Here is an 18,093-nt window from a genome sequence, read left to right on the forward strand (position 1 = left end):
TTTAATCTCCCACATTTTCCACTCTAATACGTAACCATTCCGTAGGTTTTTTCTTAATAAAGTGCTTTTCGATAAAGGTAAGAACTTCGTCATTTCCTGGCAGTGTTACGAATTCCTTTGCTTCTTCAAAAGACAACCATTTATACTCACTATGCTCATTATTTAAACGTACTTCTTGATTTTCCTCTACGATGCCAACAAATACTGGGGCAATATATAGGTAGTTTTCTACAGGCGAATATATTTGGTCAAATGTATTCGAACTATAAAGGGCTAGCTTGGTAATACCTGTTTCTTCCTTTACCTCTCTTAGAGCTGCTTCCCAAGCTTGTTCCCCTTGTTCTAGGCTTCCCCCTATGTAACACCACATATCTTTAAATACTGGAGTTGCTCGTTTCAATAATAAAACTTTATCTAAACCATTTATTTTTTTTAATAACACAACAGCAATTCCAGTACTGCAAATCGGTGTTGTATCCCTTTCATTTTTTCACTCCAAACATTATGATAAATATTTTGTAAAGTTAAGTCCTTTTTTATTATAGTTCTTTTTTTTTGAAACTGGTAATATTTCTTAGATTTTAATTTGGTTAAAAGGGTATAAAGCTATTAGTGAGTTTCATAACACAAAAGGAGGTTAAAAGATGAGTGTATTACAGAAAATTGCCTTAATACTTATCGTAATCGGTGCTATTAATTGGGGACTTATCGGCCTATTTCAGTTCGACCTTGTCGCGGCGATTTTTGGAGGACAGCATGCAGGATTCTCTCGAATTATCTATAGTATAGTTGGAATCGCTGGTTTGTTGAGTCTTAGTTTACTTTTCTCATCAAAAAGCTTATCAAAAACAAGTTCCAAAAAGCGTACCGCCTATTAAATTGGAATATTCGCGCTTAATAATTACATGTCGACTATATCGTCATTAAAAAAATTAAAACGGCAAACAAAACTATGCATTTGTTTCGTTTGCCGTTTTTTCAATTATTATCTTGTTATAAAATAATCGCCACTAACTGAATTCCACTTAAGAACAGACCGATAATAAATCCGCATACGGCTCCGTTTACCCGAATCCATTGCAAATCTTTACCAACATTATTCTCAATCATATCGACAAGTGTTTCGTTATCCAGCTTATCCAGATTTTCTTTTACTAAATTGCCAATTTGATCATGGTTTTTCTCGATAAAATGAGAAATTTGGTGAATAATCCAAGGATCAATCTTTTCGCTATTTTCTTCGATTTTTTCCACTAACTGCAGAATAAATGGAAGAGCTTTTGTTTCCATAAACTCCTTATTTTCAAGAAGTTCGATTGCCTTCTCTTGTGCTTGCTTCAGACTTGTTAAGATTGTATGATTGGACTCAAGTGAATCAAGTACTTTATCCTTCCATGTATTGATTCCTGCTAATACTTTCTCGTTTTCTGGAAGGCTTTCAATTTCCTTTCGAATGTACAAAACCAGTGCTTCACGGTTTTGCTCCCCATCTTTTTGAAGACTACGCATTCCACTCAAGCAGAGATTTTGGACAATTTGCCCTAACTTTTCCTCTGTTAAAATATTCTGCAATGTTTTTAACGCAAATTGCAGCATGCCGCTTGCCTCGACATTATTTAACACATTCATCGAAACAGAGCCAAGTTTTCGAGCTGTTTCTTCTTTTCGCAGCCAAGCTTCCGTTTTTACTAGAATATGATCCAAAGCCTTCTTGTCAACTTCTTCTGAAATTAATTGATTTGTAAGCAGATTTAGAATATTACTTATTTGCACATCTGATAGAGCCGCTGACATTTGCTTACGCACAAATGGAGTTATTTTTTCGACGTCTATATTTCTAATTGCTTGCTGTGTAGCCTTTATCATTGCTTTCTTTACTGGTTCTGATTCTATTCTTGTGTTGATGGCAGCAGTGATTTTTTCGGTAAAAGGAATATTCTTCACTTTATCCTGGATACTTTCCTTTGATAACCAATCTTTTTTCAAAACATTCACTAACCCATTTACCATCCTATCCCTATTTTTAGGTAGTAAAGCAGTATGTGGGATTGGCAAACCTAAAGGATGTCTAAATAGTGCTGTAACGGCAAACCAGTCTGCTAGTCCTCCGACAAGTCCAGCCTCAAAACCGCCATGAATTAGATGTATCCAACTATTATCTTGAAAAGGAAATGTCAGGATAAACCCCAATCCCATAATAAGCAGTGAATACCTTGCAAGCTTTCTTGATGATTTTTTTTCCACGCATTGTCCCTCATTTTACTTTTAAAATCGTTATTACATCTTTTTAGAGGTAGAACCTCTATTCTGTAGTATACCAATAATCACCTAAAAACAGAAAGAGAAAGTAGATATTTAGCGAATTTTTTCTTATGGTACAACAAAAGCCAAAAGATCTGTTCGACCTTTCAGCTTCCTCGCGCCACTTTATCACTTGTCTAATAGCGATAAAAATTCATTCATTACCTTTCTATACTGTTCAGGTTCTTCTATATAGGCCATATGGGCACTTTCTTCAAATACATGAAAAGCTGCATGTGGAGTTCTGCTACTATAATATTCTGTTGATGCAGGTGTTGCTTCATCATAGCGCCCACAAGTATACAATGTTGGTATAGAAATTTTTGATAGCTGTTCTGTACAATCAAATGTTTTTAAGTTCCCTTGTACAGTAAATTCGGAAGGTCCCCACATTATTTGATACACATGTGGATTTCTAAAGTGCTTACCTTGTTTTAAATGTTCTGGATAAGGCTTTAATCTACATACAAAATGATCATTAAACACTTCAATCGCTTGTTGAAAGGCAGGTGTATCTGTATTTCCCTTTTCTTCACAGCTTCTGATCGTTTCTTGCACCTCTAGTGGTAATAAAGCTAAATTTTTCTTTTGATCTTTTTCCCACAATGGTGCACTTAAACACGGACTGGAGAAAATAATGCTGCTAATTCCTTCTGGATTATTAAAATAAGAAGCAGCTGCAAGAGTAGTGCCCCATGAATGGCCAAGAATATGGACTTTTTTCAACCCTAAACCTGTACGAACTTGAGCGACTTCTTCTACAAACCTGGCTAATGTCCATAGGGAATCATCATCTGGTCGATCTGACTTTCCACAGCCTAACTGATCATATAATATGACTGGTCGATCGGTTGCCAATTCTTTTAACCCTTGTAAAGAGTAAGAGCTAGAACCTGGTCCTCCATGTAAAACAAGCAGTGGAGTACCTTCTGCTGTCTCATTATGTATGATATACCATACTTTTCCCCCTGTAACCTCTAAAAATCCTTCTTTCATCCGCTTACTCCTTTTCGATTATACTAACTAGTTTAGCCTATATAATTATTCCAATATCTTTCTTTCAATTATCTCCACGCGGTTTCCAAATGGGTCACGGAACTCAAAGCGCTCATAGCCTTCAATAGGAATAGAATTGGTGATTTCAACTCCTAAATCACTAAGTTTATTTTTCCAATCCGACATACTATCTACTTGGTAAGCAAGGTGAGACTTAGTAGAATAACGATCAAATCCATCTTCTGTTCCAACATGGACATCCATATTTCCTAGTGATAGCCAAAAACCACCTCTTCCTTGCAAAGATGCAGGCTTCGCTATTTCTTTTAACCCCAGCTCGTCACAATAAAAATCCTTAGCCTTTTCTTCCATTCCTTTAGGAATGGTTATTTGCACATGATGCACACCAATTATATTCATCTTCGCTATTCCTCCCTATATCTTCGTCCTATTAATCTTATAATGAACTAACCTAATAAAACCATATCGTAAAACTAATCACTTATGATTAGAAAAAATAATGGAGAATAGGGGTCAATAAGTCATACATTTCTTGGCTTCTCGACCCTACGTAATAGGGCACAGAATAAATCATACATTAAATCATGAGACTAGCGAAGGTACTAAATACTTTTTACTCCTACAATTAGGTTTTTATTATTCCTTACCAAGCGAAAATCCCGCAAACAGCTTGCCGCCATACGGCTTTAATACTTTTTCCGTAAGCTCTATAATTTTTTCTTTTTCTCTGGTTCGATAAAAGCAATCAAATGCTTCAATAAACTCATCCGCTAATAGAGAATCATAGTGCCGTAAACTCCTGACCATCCATTTCGATGTACCAACCCATTGCTTATTTACTCTTAAAACAAATTCGTGGAGAAGAAAGCTTAATGTGCTCGCAATGAAAATTTCCTCTTGTTTATTGTCTGCTCCGATCAAATCATCTAGTACATCTGTTATAAAGTAACGCTTCGTACGAATTGTTTCCTCTGACCATTCTTTCGGTCCCTCTGCCAGCATTTGTTTTGCTTCTTGTTTGATTGCTTGTAAAGCTCCGTCGTCTCTTAACACGATTCCTTCTGTGATCATTCGCTGCATGGAAGGTTTTGCTATATTATAGTCCATTAAGAAGAAATCTTTATAGGAAGAGAAATTATGTACAAATACTTCGATTGGCCAACCAAATTCCATCATGGACTCTCTATAAGAAGAGACGATTTTTTCATCAAAAATGACAATATCAAGGTCGGAAGTAGCTGTTGCTTGTCCCCTTACTACACTTCCTGCTAAAACAGCAGCATTACAATGTGAATAATATGTATCTATAAAAAGGCGGGCTGCTTCCACTGGCTCTAATCTTTCCATTAATTATCCCCCAATTCTAATCACTAGTATCATCAATCAATAGTTATTTTTAATTCCTTGACAAACACTGCAGTTCCACTAATCTCCACATCCAATTGACCATTCCTCTCAGAAACAATAACAGATACTCTCCCATCACGACCTATCTCCTGACCTTGTTCAATGACAATAGTTTTATTTTTCCATTCCTCATCCACATATGTAATATAATATGCCCCCATCACTCCCGACGATGTTCCTGTAACTGGATCTTCTCTTGTACCAGAGTAAGGAGAGGAAAAATGCCTTCCATGCATAATTGCATTTACATCGTAGGTTTCCAGGCAAAATGGATGAATGGACGCATGAGGAATTTCCGCTAAAATAGCTGGAAACAAGTCATTTTTCACAGCCATTTTGGAAAATACACCTAGTTCTTTAATAGGAACAAGGAGTGTCCACAGCCCCGTATTGCCATAAAGAATCGGAATATTTGTATCTAAATCAGATTCTTTAAGACCGATTGCTTCTGCTAATGCTAATCGTGAACCTTTGAATTGTTTAAATTGTGGTGTAACTTGCTTCATCGTAATGGCAGGAGAAGACTGATCACGATAATCAATTTTAATCGGAAGCACACCCGCCTTTGTTTCGATAGAATAAACTTCTTTTTCAGAGAGCAGCCCCATCGTTTTAAGAGCAAAAACAGTAGCGATAGTAGCATGACCACAAAGATTCACTTCATGTCCGGGGGTAAAATAACGAATTTTTAGATCAGCACATTCTGATGGTGAAACAAACGCCGTTTCATTAAAGCCCACCTCTTTAGCAATTTTCTGCATTTCTATTTCGGTATATTTCTCTCCCTCTAACACAATTCCAGCAGGATTTCCCTTATCCGGCTTATTAGTAAATGCATCATAATGTAAAACAGAAATTTTCTTCATTTCAATTTTCCTCCTACAAGTCTATTTATCTATCATATTCCATCCGCTTTGCTGTTTCCCTTCCTACTTCCTTGCCATATAACTTCTCTACTATATGAAAGGACATATTGATTCCGGCAGATATCCCGCCAGAAGTTAGTATCTTTCCTTCATCTACAAATTTCACTTTCCTAACTATCTGAACCTTTGGAAATTCTTGCTCCAAGCGATCGATATCCATCCAGTGCGTGGTAGCCTTTAAATTATCCAACAACTCAGCCTTCGCTAATAAAAATGCTCCTGTACAGACAGAAGTCATATATTCTACTTTCTTTGATTGCATTTTAATCCACTTAATGACAACAGGATTATAAATTTCGATTTCTTCTGCTCCATAGCCGCCTGGAACAATGAGAATATCCAAATCAGGATGGTTTTCAAAAGAAAAATCCGCTTCTATTCTAAGACCATTTCTTGCTAAAATAGTTCCTCCTTTTTCTGAAATAGTATAGACATGAAATAATTTATTCTCTCCACCAGCTAAAGAAAACACTTCAAATGGACCAGCAGCATCCAATACTTCTACTTCATTAAAAATCAATATTCCAACAATGCGAGCCTTCATAATTCCCCCTAAAATAGTATTCGTATGTAAAATAATGAAAAATCAATTAAGAACCCTAGTCTTTACATCCTACCACGTTTTGTGAATTTTTAAATAATATTCCCACCAAATTTCTTATAAATAAATGGTATAATATTTGTTCGAATGAATTATTTGGGAGGAAAATATGATTCAAGCAATTGGCGTCGTTGATTTTCATTACAAACCAACGCGAACAACGAAATATAGAGAGAATGTAACAAAAAGGATTAACGCAAAAACTAATAAATACGATGATTCTTTTGAAGTTCTGACGATTTCAGAACCATATGATATGGATGGAGATATTTTTGTCCGTGTATCCTGCTCATTTACCATTTATATGTACGAAAAGGCCTATATTCGAAATCCCGAAGAATATGTTGGATCTGTATTTCCTACATTAAAAGAACGGATTACACCGCATATCATTGCAACAAAGGTTTATAGTTTAACAAAAAGAAGATGATTAAATGGGACTGTGCACATTTTTAGCGATTGTTAAGTTATAATAAAGTCATTTAGAATTGTATATAGTTGTTTGCAAGTCCTCCTTTAACTAACGTGGCATTTAGTACAATTAGAATGGAGGAACTAATAACCTTAATATCGAAAAGAATATACAAAACGTAAAAATCAAGAGGAGACACTAAAAAAATAAGAAGTCAACAAAACAAAGCAGGTGGGATATATGGGCGAAAGAAGCAAAAAAATGGATACATATTATAATACAAAGGATATTGCCAAACGCAATGCACTATTAAAGCAATTAGTATTTGACTTGCCAGATGACGGAAAGGACTTTTTTTTAAGAGCTTATAAAAAAGAGCGATATTTAGATATGCGACTTACTGCCATTCGAGGATATGCTGCCTTTGCAAGCGAAGAAGAGGTGGCAATTTTAATGAATAGGATGTTGGAAATCTTAAAAAAGATCCCCGAAAGTACTCCATATAATTATCAGGAATATGAAATCTTGCGGTCAGCTTTTTTGATGCCCTACCTGCTGGAAAAATATAATTATGACTGTTTCAAAAAATTTAATGAACAGTTAGAAAAACAGTACGATGCCATGCCCGAAGTTTTCAAAGGAATTTTTACCTGCAATGAAAAAGGTGAACATATCCAACTGGTTCTCCCAGCAGCAGTACAGAAACGGATTAGAGCTTTCCTGCGTGGGTCAAAGACATCCCTGAGTGATTCTTGAACCCACAAGCCGCTTTTATCATCATGCTCGTAATATTCAATAGAAAATAATTTCGCCCCGCTATCACTTGGTATCTATGATAACTTTTAAAGAAGCTCCTTTGAGCACAAATATATATAATCTACGGAAATTAAACAACTTTAAAGATCTAACACTATATGTATATCTTTCTATCAAATTTTAATAGCTTTAATATCATTTCAAAATTAGCAAGTATTACTGTTAATTTTCCTATTACGCAAATGGTTAATGGAGTAATAGGTATTCATACTATGGTGCCATTTGTTAATGAAAGTGGGAGGTTATAGCTTGGAGAAAACAAAAGGAAAAAAAGCGAAAAAGGACTCCTTTTTTGGGAGCCTGTTAGACATTTTAATAGACTTTTTTGAGATTTTTTATGGATTTTTCCGATTTTTATTTCGCTCGCTTTTGAAATTCTTCTAAATGTGCATATTTGGAGAGAGGCGGAAGAAGAATCCTTTCCCTCTCCTTTATTTATATTTTTCAGCCTTTCTATTTCCTTCTTAATTTGCCTTAAAGTTATACAAAGGCTTAATAATTTCTGCAATATCAATAGTCTCTGCTGTATGTTTAATTATCTCTTCCATTGGTTTATAAGCAAATGGACTTTCATCTAACGTACTATTCTTCACGGAAGTACTCCAAACTTCTTTCATGGCTGACTCAAAATCTTTTAAGCTAACGGTCTTTCTCGCTTTGGTCCTTGACATTAATCTTCCTGCGCCATGAGGAGCGGATTGGTTCCAGTCCTCGTTTCCTTTTCCAAAGGCAATAATGCTGCCATCTCTCATATTCAAAGGAATAATTACTCTTTCTCCTTTTCTAGCAGAAATAGCTCCTTTTCTTAATATCATATTTTCCATATCAATATAATTGTGAATAGTAGTAAATTGATCTAAAACTGCCCAATTCATCTTTGTAACAATAACATCAATCATGGCAAGTCGATTTAAATAAGCATATTGTTGCGCAATCTTCATATCATGCATATAGTCTTTAAATCCTTGGGACTCTAAATAAGCAAGTTCTTTGTTTATTTTTGGTAGTTCCATATTTTTTAAGCTTGCTTGAATTTCAGCATGCCTCCCCTCTTCCTTCAATTTAGCAATCATTTCTTTTTTGATCCCGTCGATATTAACTAAATTATCGTAAGCAAGTGTTTGGTAATATTCTGCTACTTGTGCACCTAAGTTACGGCTTCCACTATGTATAACGATATATACACTTCCATCAGCTGCTTCATTTAACTCGATAAAGTGATTACCTCCACCTAAGGTTCCAATACTATGTTCTGCTCTTTTTTTATTTATAGGAGCTTTCACCTCATCTAAATCAATTTGTTCCCTATATGAATGAGCTTTATCTCTGATCGAGAATCCGCTTGGAATAAACTTACGAACCGTTTCATCTAGTTCATCAAAATTCAAACTTGCTCTGTCTATCTTTAATTTTGCTACCGCCATACCACAACCGATATCTACCCCTACTAAATTAGGGACAATTTTATCTTGAATAGTCATAGTCGTACCTATCGTACAGCCCACTCCCGCATGCGTGTCCGGCATAATTCTAATCTTACTGTTCTTAGCAAATTCCTGATCACATAATTCCTTAATCTGTGCTTCAGCCACTTCTTCTAATTGATCCGTAAATACTTTAGCTCTATTATATTTTCCTGTTAATTCAATCATTTGGTCACTTCCTTTTTTCAGTTTTTTTACTTATAAAGCTTGTATAATCATTGACGTATAGCTCCAATCTGTTATACACTTAATATAACAGATGAAACTGGAATGGGAGGAATAAAACGAATGAATTCTATTTATATTGGGATATCTCTGCAATTATTTCTGGCAGTAATAGTTCCTATTATATTAATGGTGTATTTACAAAGAAAAAAAATGATGTCTTGGAGATCCTTACTTGTTGGTATTGTTATCTTCATTGTATTTTCGCAAATTCTTGAAAAAATCGTTCATTTCATCGTGCTTAGCCCTACTGGAACGGAGTTGAAATGGAGCAGCAATCCTTATCTTTTTGCCTTATACGGCGGCCTAGCTGCAGGTATATTTGAAGAAATTGGCCGCTATTTTGCTTTTAAAGTATGGTTGAAGAACAATCATCAATTTAATGATGGACTATCATATGGATTAGGACATGGAGGAATAGAAGCTATATTTATAGGCGGCATGTCAGCACTAAATTCTCTGCTCATCTCATCTATGATCAAAACTGGGAACTTGGAAACAATATTGGGCCCTGCTGCGACACCTGAAGCCATTAACAACATTAAAGAGCAATTTGAACAAGCTAATGTAATGCTTTTTGCATCTGGTGGTTTAGAAAGAGTCTTTGCCCTTGCACTGCACCTTGCATTATCCATATTAGTCCTTTATGCAATTAGACAGCAAAAATTTATATATGTTATTTATGCGATTCTTATACACGCAGCTATCAATTTCTTCCCAGCATTATATCAGGCGGGTACTATCACCAACCTACTTGTAATGGAAGTTTTTCTAGGGATAATTGCTGTACTATCCATCCTATTTATTGTAAAAATGAAACCAAAATTCGAGAAATAAATATTAGATATTCTGCTCTCCTTTTTATGGAGAGCTTTTTACCATTGTTCACCTTCCCATTCATCCATAATTACTATATCTTCTGTTGCGGCACCTGAACTGGTAATCCCACCATTTTCATAGCTATTAAGTGGTACTACATAATTATTTTTCTTATCATATCCTTTAACCCCATAATATAGTCCTTCACCATTGTAAGAAATAAAATCTTCCTCCTGATTCTCTATCTTTATTTGTGCTGCATTCCATATGGCTCCCCATTTATCTGGCACTTTGTATATACCATATGGTTTTCCACTGATTGATACGTCTTCCTCGATTTGAATTGCTGGTTCATACCATTCACCGCTCCAGCCACTTGTAAAATGTCGGTCTCTTATTAAATAGAAAGTAAGAGTTTCTATCTTTTTTTTGGAATCAAGATTCCATAGAAAATAGGATTCTGACTGATTTCCCGCCTTTATCCTCCATATAAGCGGTTCTCCAGTGGTTGATACATAGGTTACTTCCCATTTATTATCTATCCATTCTAATAAACTATAGCCATATTGATTATCACTAGAAAGATGTGGAATGAAAATATGCTTTTCATCTAAGGCTCTTTGGTCAAAAACTCTATTTATGTTCATTTCACCAGTATCTTCAATCATTTTTCTTATACTAGTTTCATTAGGAAGATCGGATGGAGAGCTTTCGGCTTCCTTTAAGAAAAGAAAAATAAAAAAGCATATAGCAATCATGACTACAACTAGTAAATACCATACTCTTTTAAATTTCATCTAATCTGTTCCCCCTTTTAATACAGATTCAGAGGAGCGAAAATAGTACTGACCCTTTTCTGTTGAAATAAGCATCCCCTTTCCATCTCTTTCCATATAAATGGTAGATTCATAGCCAATCCCCCACTTTGGAGTCGCTCCTAAAAGAATATAGGGAAAGCGTTCCATTGTCTGATGTGGCATCTGTTCTTCCTCTTCCCATTCTTCCTCCTTAATTTCTGGAAATGATTCATAATACCATTGCTGTGTATCCATTTTCCCAATCTCCCAAGAAGACAGACTTTCTATAAACAGCTCTTTATTAAGAACTGCTTGTTTGCCTGAAGGATGAATTAATAGAATGCCAGGATTATTTAGTTCAGCTAAAAAAGTCTCTACTTTATTGGTTGGATACAACAAACTCTGTACCAGAGTACTAAGCAAGGTTGTAATAAGAAAAATATAATTTCCAAAGAATCCAAGCCAAGCAAATGGTCGATACACCTTCCAACGTTCTTTCCGCTTTCCAAAAACCAATATAAGTATCCATACACCAAGTGGTAAAATAGCTATCTTTACTGGTGTTTCACTAACCATAAATGAAAAGTTAAAGCAAAATAAACCGATGTATAAAATAATGGCCATTTTCCATATAACAGGTTTTTCTGTTTGTTTTCTATACACATAACATACTGCACCAATAAGTATGCCCCAACCAATTATAGTCATCATACTTGTACTTAACGGAATGGGAATCCAATAATCAAACATATACATCTCCTATAAATCCATTGAATTAATCCTTATTTTAGCACAATTACCAAATAACAACATCTCATTTTGTAAAAAAGTGAATGATATCGTAATTGTAGAAATAGGATTATATTAGATGGTTTTAAAAGCATATGGTAAGATATTTTTATATGAGTGAATGGAAAATATAAGGAGTGCATGGAATGGAAAATTGGATAATAGAAACGATGGAAAATTTTGGATATACAGGTATTTTGATATTGATTATGTTTGAAAATATCTTTCCACCCATCCCTTCGGAAGTTATTTTGACCTTTGGAGGCGCTATGACTGTAAAGACTAGTATGACCATTACAGGCGTTGTCATCGTATCTACAATTGGTTCTGTACTTGGAGCTATTATTCTTTATTTTATCGGTTCCTTATTGGATATAAAAAGATTGGAAAAAATTATTGATAAATGGGGCCATATCCTTCGTTTAAAAAGAGATGATTTATATAAAGCAGATCGCTGGTTTGATAAATTTGGCTATTGGACAGTCTTCTTCTGCCGCTTTATTCCACTTATTCGAAGTTTAATTTCGCTGCCAGCAGGCATGGCAAAAATGAATTTTGGTATTTTTCTATTTTTAACAACGATAGGTACATTCACATGGAATTTCGTTCTTATTCGTATTGGAGCAACAGTTGGTGATTCATGGGAAGACATCGTTCATTATATGGACATGTACTCCAATGTAGCATACGTGATAATTGCTGTAATAGGTCTTGCTTTTATTGGACAATACATATATAAACGAGTCATTAAGCAAAAATAAAAGGTCGTGGCTGGGACAAAATAAAATATATAATGGATAAAGAAGAACAATCTCTAATTTAGTGGTGAAACCAATTCGTTCCATTACACTACAGACACTTGATGAGTCGGGGAGCAAACTAAGCCTCCTCATATAGTGAGGAGGAGGATTGGCGCTTGCCCGATGGAAAGCGAAGTGTATTCAGACAGCGGGTGATTACCACAAACCTCCTTTCTTAAATTTAATTAACCCCCGAACAACTATACGAATATTTATTAGTGTGTACGTATAATTGTTCGGGGTATATTTGATTGAAAGACTTATGTCCTACCCTCTTTTTGTTCCTTTTCATTTCGGTAACAAGATTTCTATTTTCCAACTAATCTATTTTTTAATCCAAAGCGCTATCCTAAGAAGGAGTTATTTTACCACCAATTTTGAACAGAAAAGGAATAAGCGCCACTAAAATAATCCCTACTGTAAATGTGGCAATGACTAACTCATTCCATCTAATTAAATTTATGGAAAACATATGATAGATTACGAATGAATTGATTGGAAGGTTAAGTAATAAACCAGTAAGAAGTCCAGGTGCATACTTTTTCAAGAAAATAGTTGCAACAAGATGAGGAAAAATAGCATTTAATATCATTGAACCTAAAAATCCAACAAAAATCCATTTCGCTAACACTGATTCTGGCCAGTATAAAAAGCTGGTTGCAGACACATAAGCTAATATAGTTACAAAAATAACAGCAATATAGAATTCACTTGAAGTAACTGGCTTTTGAAACCTCGAAGATTGCTGAGACCATTTAGGAAGCCAAATTGCCTCTTCTATATTATGAAGTGTAATAGCAAAACAAAAAAGTAGTATATGAGAATAGTCCATATCCCTTTACTCCACCCTTAAAGTAATTTTTCCATTTATCCGGACTTAATTTTTATGTTTCCAAATAATCCGGTTTAAAGAATAGTATGCTGCGACAATTAAGAGAAAAATAAGATATACATTTACTGGATGTGTGTCGATAATTCTTCCATGTAAAAAGGCAAACAAGAAATGACAATTATCCCAAGAACGAATATCTTTACTACTAATCTTTCATCCTTCATCCATTATTCTCCACATTCTCAGATGATTATAGAAAGCACTTTGTCTTTCCTATAAATAATGGAAAGTTATAGCTTTAATCAGGCTTCTTTAAGTTTGCAGCTTGAATTATGACTGCTGTCAAACCAGTATCAGATCCTGTTTCATGCCATTCTCCTTGCTCCCAAAAGACTGCCTCCCCTTTCTTTATAAGAAGCTTCCTATTATCGGTATCTCTAACCCAGCCTTCACCCTCGACTACATGGAACAGCTGTGGAACCGGTGCTGGATGATTACCTAATATTCCTTTTGGACCAAGCGTTATTATCCCAATATTCGTAGCTTCTTCTGTTTTCATGATTTTACAATAGCTAGCAGAAACAGAATTGTATTGCTCTATGCTTTTTCCTTCCCCAATTGTAATTAATTTCATTTACCATAATCCTTTCTTTTTATCGGCACAGAATAAACAGTTATTTATACGTTTTTATTTTCGTCATAAAATCCTCTATATCCTCACTAATAAGCTGTTTAAATTTTATTGTATCCTTTTTATACTTTATCGTTATATATTGATTCATTAAATTTCGCGTTAACTGAATTGCTTCTATATTTGCATAATCAAAACTTTCGATTAGTTCATTTCCAGGAATGGAGTCTGCACAGAAAATTAATCGTTTTTCTGTTGCTGCCAGCATTCCTGGACGCACTATTTTTTTATAAATAAACACTTCCAATGAGCATCTAATAGATCCTTGTATCGTTTCGTTTTTCTTTAGTTGTTGGTGCAATATTTGCAAATCTGCTATCATCATTTCTTCCTCCTTCGCCTTTTAAATTACTTTACGGCTGAAGTCGGCAAAAGATTCCTAATCTATTAACCTTAATCATTAGGATTAATGATAGCCAGAATTTGATGGTCTTTCCACTCTCCGTTTATTTTCACATTGCTTTTGGCTACTCCCTCTTTGTGAAACCCAGCCTTTTCCAGTACGCGAATCGAGCCAATATTATGGGGCATCACTCCTGCTTCTAATCGATGTAGACTAAGTGTATGGAAGGCATAATCAACTAATTTTTTCACAGCAAGAGTCATATAGCCTTTGCCGTTACTGTCTTTATCAAGAACATAACCAACAATAGCATTATGTGCCGGCTCTCGTCTTACCATATATAAATTAACACTTCCAATTAACTCATTGGACTCTTGTAGAAAAATGCCAAAATGATAATCAATGTCTTGCTTTGCATTTTCTTTCCATGTGTTAATAAGCTGCTGTTGAAAATTCAATGTATAGAACTCTTCCTTGCGAGCAATCGAATATTCCTTAAAGAAATCTCGATTTTTTAATTCGAGCTTCCATAGTCCCTCTGCATCCTTTTCCTCTAATAATCTTATGTAAATAGAATCAGTTGTTTGAACCATTTTTTATCCACCTCTCTAAATCCTATTTGTAATCATCTTTACAAATGAATACTACAAAATTTTCTAGAAATAATAAATGCAATTTATCATTTGATTTTCTGCTTTTTAAACTAGGTTATAATGAATATCTTTCTAGCAAAAAAAGGTAATTGCAAAGTGACTATATTAAAGGTCTTTTTTTCTATTGGTTAAATTTGATTGCGTAAAATTTATATTCCTATAAAAAGTTGATATTTTCCATTTCTTCGAGACGATTGTTTTTAATCTGAAAAACATTATTTCCTTCTACAGCCATTAACCGATTGTTATAAAAATACATTCCTGTACCTTCGTCTATTCCAAAATGTTCATGGGGCTGAAACTTAATAACAGCTTTCCTTAAATGATTTTCATCCATCCATTCACTAAAATGAACAGCAATAACCGTGTTTTTCAACAGCCCTAATCCTGTTTGCCACTTAAAAATTCGATCTTCATTGTCATTTGCTGAAATGATACAATGCTCCATACTAATTAGAGCTCCAGCAGAAAAACCAGCAATTGGTACTCCTGCTGAAAATTGTTCTTTGAGAATCCTTGATAAAGTAGTCTCGACAATATACTTTGCATAATGTTCCGTATTACCACCACCGATGATAATCCCGGCACTATTCTTTAGCAGTTCAGCGGCCTCTTTCTCTGAAATAGTTGGCAAAGGGATAAATTGGAATTCTGTTATTCCATTTTCCACTAATATTTTTGTATACTTGGGCATATATTCCTTCCAGTTTGGTCTATCGATAATTAGCAAAGAAATTTTTCCTGTTCGTACCGAGATCAGTTCGGAAAATTTTCTTGCCATTTTATATGTAAATGGCGGGCCGCCGCCAAATAAGAATAAATGTCTATCCATTATTATCCTCCCATATTCTCTGAACCGTTATTAATTGATTTCCTTTAAATATTAATTTATAAATATCAGGCATCTCTAAATTCTTCCAAAATGAATAATCATAGTCCTTTGAAAAATAATTCATGATTAAAACCATGATATTTCCATGTGTTCCGATAACAATTTTTTTATTTTCATATTGCTTTAGTATTTGAAATAAAGCTTGGACTCCTCTTTGTTGGGCTGTTATATTAGACTCTCCACCATCCCAGAAAAAGGTTTCCTCTCTCCAAACTTTTTCGATGGCAGTATTAAAATCAGGAATAGATCCTTTTGCCAATTTACGTTCTCTAAATTCGGAGATAAGCTTGATATCTGTTTGAAAATATTCTGCAATTCCTTCTATTGTCTGAATCGCTCTCTTATATGGGCTCGATAAAACGATATCGATAGCTTCCTTTTCCATTCGTTTAGCTACTTGTTTAGCATCCGAGCTGCCTTTCTCCGACAAAGGTCTGCCTCTTTCATCTTCGGAATAAATGGAGTGTGCATGCCTGACAAAATAAATCGTTGTTCTAGATTCCAAATTGCTCATCCCATCCAGCATTTTTTATTCATCTTTCAGAATAGAGTATACATTTATATCAAACGCCTTTCCATTCTGTTCATAGTACTTTCTCAAAACACCTTCATGCTGAAAGCCAAGCTTTTGAATAAGTTTATTTGATGCTTCGTTTTCTAAATAAATCATCGCTCCTACCCGATTTAAATGAAGCTCTTCTAATGCATAGGAGACAACTTTTTGGACTGCTTCAGCTGTATAACCAGAGCGCCCATATTCAGGATGGATTTCATATCCGATTTCTGCTCGTTTATGAGAAAGTACTAAATTGTTTAAACCAAGTGTACCAATAAGTCGGGTAGTCCCTTTGAGCTGCATGCCCCATCTAATTCCTCGTTGATTTTCAAAGTTATTAGAAAAATGCCCTATTAATGCTTCTACTTGCTCTATACTTGTAAATGCCTCTTGCCCATAATACTGCATGACTTCTTTATTAGAAAAATAAGCAAATAAATCCCCAGCATCCTCTTTCTCAATCTCTCTTAATAGCAATCTCTCTGTTTCTAATATTGGAAACATCCTTATTCCCCCTTTTCTCTGTTGATCTTTATTTTACCATAATTTTCTTATTATAAGGGATAGCCTTAGATTATCCTAGGGGAACTATTTTAAATATTTTCACTTCCCTTCAATTTTTTATTCTCATCCAAACATTTGGTTAAAATAGACAGAATCCAGATTATAAATCATTCTTCCTTAAAAAATGTCTGACTATCTATACATTTTATATGTAGAAAACGTTTTTCTTTTTCTTTTATTTTCCATTACAATTATTAATGCATGTTATAATAGTTGGTAAGCGATTAAAGGGAGGATAAACATTGGCGGCAATCTATTTTGTTTTTATTACGGCAATGATTTTATTGATTGTTCTTTCACTCATCTATTTTTGGTGGCGAACAGATAAATATGTGGAAAATCTCCAAGCAATTCGAAAATCATATTATGTTTTATTTTTTCTCCTTGTTTGCCTTGGAATTTTGACAAAGCAGCTGCAAATGGCTGACTGGACCATGATTTTATCATTAGCATGTGCAGCAGTGTTCATTGATATTGCGGTTTTTCAAACACCTGATATTCTTAAAATTTGGAATACTGAATTTCAACATAGTAATTATATTCGGAAAACGATTCGCAAAAATGAAGAAGTATTAGGCTACAATGCTAAAAAGGTTCAGAACTTCACTGAAGTTATTTCCAAAACAGCTGATCATTTTATGGAACGCAATCTTCCCCAGCATTGGCGTCAATATAAAGATGAATTACGGACCTATTTAAACCTATACGCAGACACATTTCAATTTCATATTGCGATTTTCCCTTTTGCGATTAGTGCAAGTGCGGAAGATTTAAAGCAAAACTTAGAATCTGCTTTTAATAGTGTAGAAATTTGCTATAATATTAGCTTTTTAGACAGAGAAGTGAAAGAAAATGTTATTCAAGATCTTCTCGCTGGAAAAAGTATCCCCTTAAAAGATCCAGAAAGTAATATAAATAATGAGGATTTAGTTAAAAATGTTTTCATCGTTGCATATTATGGGGAAAGTTACAATATGTTGATAGGTATCAGCTCCCAGTTCGTGGAAGTGGACGGAATTGACGCTTCCCACATTCTTAATTTAGCACAAATTTTCGATTGGTACATGGTTTAAGGCTCCTTTTTACCTGTTTTGTAGTATAATAATATGTAGAAAAAAATGCATGAGCAAAATTTCACGATCTAAAGATTTATAGTTTTGGAGATTAA

The 18,093-nt window shown here is 34.6% G+C and carries 23 protein-coding genes; 6 read left to right on the forward strand and 17 right to left on the reverse strand.

Annotation, left to right across the window (positions count from 1 at the left end):
* Window position 1: 1 nt before the first annotated feature.
* Window positions 2–442, reverse strand: coding sequence for an NUDIX hydrolase (locus tag BCI01S_RS01435; protein ID WP_235844421.1), 441 nt, complete (start codon window positions 440–442; stop codon window positions 2–4).
* A 202-nt stretch (window positions 443–644) separates the two neighbouring features.
* On the opposite strand from BCI01S_RS01435, the gene BCI01S_RS01440 reads away from it, so the two are divergent.
* A complete protein-coding gene (locus BCI01S_RS01440; RefSeq protein ID WP_047940529.1) occupies window positions 645–878 on the forward strand; it encodes a DUF378 domain-containing protein in 234 nt (77 codons plus the stop codon).
* 115 nt (window positions 879–993) lie between these two features.
* On the opposite strand, the gene BCI01S_RS01445 is transcribed toward BCI01S_RS01440, so the two are convergent.
* The 6 genes from BCI01S_RS01445 to BCI01S_RS01470 form a co-directional block, all read right to left on the reverse strand.
* Entirely contained in the window at window positions 994–2,244 is a 1,251-nt protein-coding gene (locus BCI01S_RS01445; RefSeq protein WP_061796334.1) for a DUF445 domain-containing protein, read from the reverse strand.
* A gap of 186 nt (window positions 2,245–2,430) precedes the next feature.
* Window positions 2,431–3,297 carry a proline iminopeptidase-family hydrolase gene (locus BCI01S_RS01450; RefSeq protein ID WP_047940528.1) on the reverse strand — a complete coding sequence of 289 codons (867 nt, stop codon included), beginning with the start codon at window positions 3,295–3,297 and terminating at the stop codon, window positions 2,431–2,433.
* Between the two features lie 45 nt (window positions 3,298–3,342).
* Window positions 3,343–3,717 carry a VOC family protein gene (locus tag BCI01S_RS01455; RefSeq protein WP_061796336.1) on the reverse strand — a complete coding sequence of 125 codons (375 nt, stop codon included), beginning with the start codon at window positions 3,715–3,717 and terminating at the stop codon, window positions 3,343–3,345.
* 237 nt (window positions 3,718–3,954) lie between these two features.
* Window positions 3,955–4,665: a nucleotidyltransferase domain-containing protein gene (locus BCI01S_RS01460; protein ID WP_061796338.1), complete on the reverse strand. Its 711-nt coding sequence runs from the start codon at window positions 4,663–4,665 to the stop codon at window positions 3,955–3,957.
* Between the two features lie 32 nt (window positions 4,666–4,697).
* Complete coding sequence (locus BCI01S_RS01465; RefSeq protein ID WP_061796340.1) at window positions 4,698–5,591, reverse strand: PhzF family phenazine biosynthesis isomerase; 894 nt, start codon at window positions 5,589–5,591, stop codon at window positions 4,698–4,700.
* A gap of 25 nt (window positions 5,592–5,616) precedes the next feature.
* On the reverse strand, window positions 5,617–6,198 hold the full coding sequence (locus BCI01S_RS01470) for a DJ-1/PfpI family protein (RefSeq protein ID WP_373694321.1): 582 nt from the start codon (window positions 6,196–6,198) through the stop codon (window positions 5,617–5,619).
* 163 nt (window positions 6,199–6,361) lie between these two features.
* On the opposite strand from BCI01S_RS01470, the gene BCI01S_RS01475 reads away from it, so the two are divergent.
* Window positions 6,362–6,682 carry a hypothetical protein gene (locus BCI01S_RS01475; protein ID WP_047940523.1) on the forward strand — a complete coding sequence of 107 codons (321 nt, stop codon included), beginning with the start codon at window positions 6,362–6,364 and terminating at the stop codon, window positions 6,680–6,682.
* A gap of 222 nt (window positions 6,683–6,904) precedes the next feature.
* On the forward strand, window positions 6,905–7,420 hold the full coding sequence (locus tag BCI01S_RS01480; RefSeq protein ID WP_061796343.1) for a hypothetical protein: 516 nt from the start codon (window positions 6,905–6,907) through the stop codon (window positions 7,418–7,420).
* Between the two features lie 524 nt (window positions 7,421–7,944).
* Here the strand turns inward: BCI01S_RS01480 and BCI01S_RS01485 are convergent.
* Window positions 7,945–9,132: an RtcB family protein gene (locus BCI01S_RS01485; protein ID WP_061796345.1), complete on the reverse strand. Its 1,188-nt coding sequence runs from the start codon at window positions 9,130–9,132 to the stop codon at window positions 7,945–7,947.
* A 120-nt stretch (window positions 9,133–9,252) separates the two neighbouring features.
* Between BCI01S_RS01485 and BCI01S_RS01490 the strand changes: the two genes are divergently transcribed.
* On the forward strand, window positions 9,253–10,026 hold the full coding sequence (locus tag BCI01S_RS01490) for a YhfC family intramembrane metalloprotease (RefSeq protein ID WP_061796347.1): 774 nt from the start codon (window positions 9,253–9,255) through the stop codon (window positions 10,024–10,026).
* A 38-nt stretch (window positions 10,027–10,064) separates the two neighbouring features.
* Here BCI01S_RS01490 and BCI01S_RS01495 read toward each other — a convergent pair whose 3' ends face one another.
* On the reverse strand, window positions 10,065–10,805 hold the full coding sequence (locus BCI01S_RS01495; protein ID WP_047940520.1) for a hypothetical protein: 741 nt from the start codon (window positions 10,803–10,805) through the stop codon (window positions 10,065–10,067).
* Window positions 10,806–11,555, reverse strand: a complete 750-nt coding sequence (locus tag BCI01S_RS01500; protein WP_061796349.1) for a hypothetical protein — start codon at window positions 11,553–11,555, stop codon at window positions 10,806–10,808. It lies immediately after the preceding gene.
* Window positions 11,556–11,740: 185 nt separating this feature from the next.
* Between BCI01S_RS01500 and BCI01S_RS01505 the strand changes: the two genes are divergently transcribed.
* A complete protein-coding gene (locus BCI01S_RS01505) occupies window positions 11,741–12,355 on the forward strand; it encodes a DedA family protein (protein WP_061796352.1) in 615 nt (204 codons plus the stop codon).
* A gap of 388 nt (window positions 12,356–12,743) precedes the next feature.
* On the opposite strand, the gene BCI01S_RS01510 is transcribed toward BCI01S_RS01505, so the two are convergent.
* The 7 genes from BCI01S_RS01510 to BCI01S_RS01540 form a co-directional block, all read right to left on the reverse strand.
* Window positions 12,744–13,226 (reverse strand): HXXEE domain-containing protein, encoded by a 483-nt coding sequence (locus BCI01S_RS01510; protein ID WP_047940517.1) that lies wholly within the window; start codon window positions 13,224–13,226, stop codon window positions 12,744–12,746.
* 298 nt (window positions 13,227–13,524) lie between these two features.
* A complete protein-coding gene (locus BCI01S_RS01515) occupies window positions 13,525–13,860 on the reverse strand; it encodes a cupin domain-containing protein (RefSeq protein WP_061796353.1) in 336 nt (111 codons plus the stop codon).
* Window positions 13,861–13,900: 40 nt separating this feature from the next.
* The gene (locus BCI01S_RS01520) at window positions 13,901–14,242 is read right to left on the reverse strand and encodes a PH domain-containing protein (protein WP_082138225.1); all 342 of its coding nucleotides are present in this window, start codon (window positions 14,240–14,242) and stop codon (window positions 13,901–13,903) included.
* 68 nt (window positions 14,243–14,310) lie between these two features.
* Entirely contained in the window at window positions 14,311–14,853 is a 543-nt protein-coding gene (locus BCI01S_RS01525) for a GNAT family N-acetyltransferase (protein WP_061796355.1), read from the reverse strand.
* Between the two features lie 217 nt (window positions 14,854–15,070).
* A complete protein-coding gene (locus tag BCI01S_RS01530; protein ID WP_061796357.1) occupies window positions 15,071–15,745 on the reverse strand; it encodes a Type 1 glutamine amidotransferase-like domain-containing protein in 675 nt (224 codons plus the stop codon).
* Complete coding sequence (locus tag BCI01S_RS01535) at window positions 15,738–16,310, reverse strand: histidine phosphatase family protein (protein WP_082138238.1); 573 nt, start codon at window positions 16,308–16,310, stop codon at window positions 15,738–15,740. The genes BCI01S_RS01530 and BCI01S_RS01535 overlap by 8 nt, the downstream gene beginning before the upstream one ends.
* A gap of 24 nt (window positions 16,311–16,334) precedes the next feature.
* Window positions 16,335–16,865, reverse strand: a complete 531-nt coding sequence (locus BCI01S_RS01540; RefSeq protein WP_047940512.1) for a GNAT family N-acetyltransferase — start codon at window positions 16,863–16,865, stop codon at window positions 16,335–16,337.
* A 302-nt stretch (window positions 16,866–17,167) separates the two neighbouring features.
* On the opposite strand from BCI01S_RS01540, the gene BCI01S_RS01545 reads away from it, so the two are divergent.
* On the forward strand, window positions 17,168–17,998 hold the full coding sequence (locus tag BCI01S_RS01545; RefSeq protein ID WP_047940511.1) for a type II toxin-antitoxin system SpoIISA family toxin: 831 nt from the start codon (window positions 17,168–17,170) through the stop codon (window positions 17,996–17,998).
* The last annotated feature ends 95 nt before the right edge of the window (window positions 17,999–18,093 follow it).

Source organism: Niallia circulans NBRC 13626 (assembly GCF_001591585.1).
GTDB classification, from domain to species: Bacteria; Bacillota; Bacilli; order Bacillales; family Cytobacillaceae; genus Niallia; species Niallia circulans.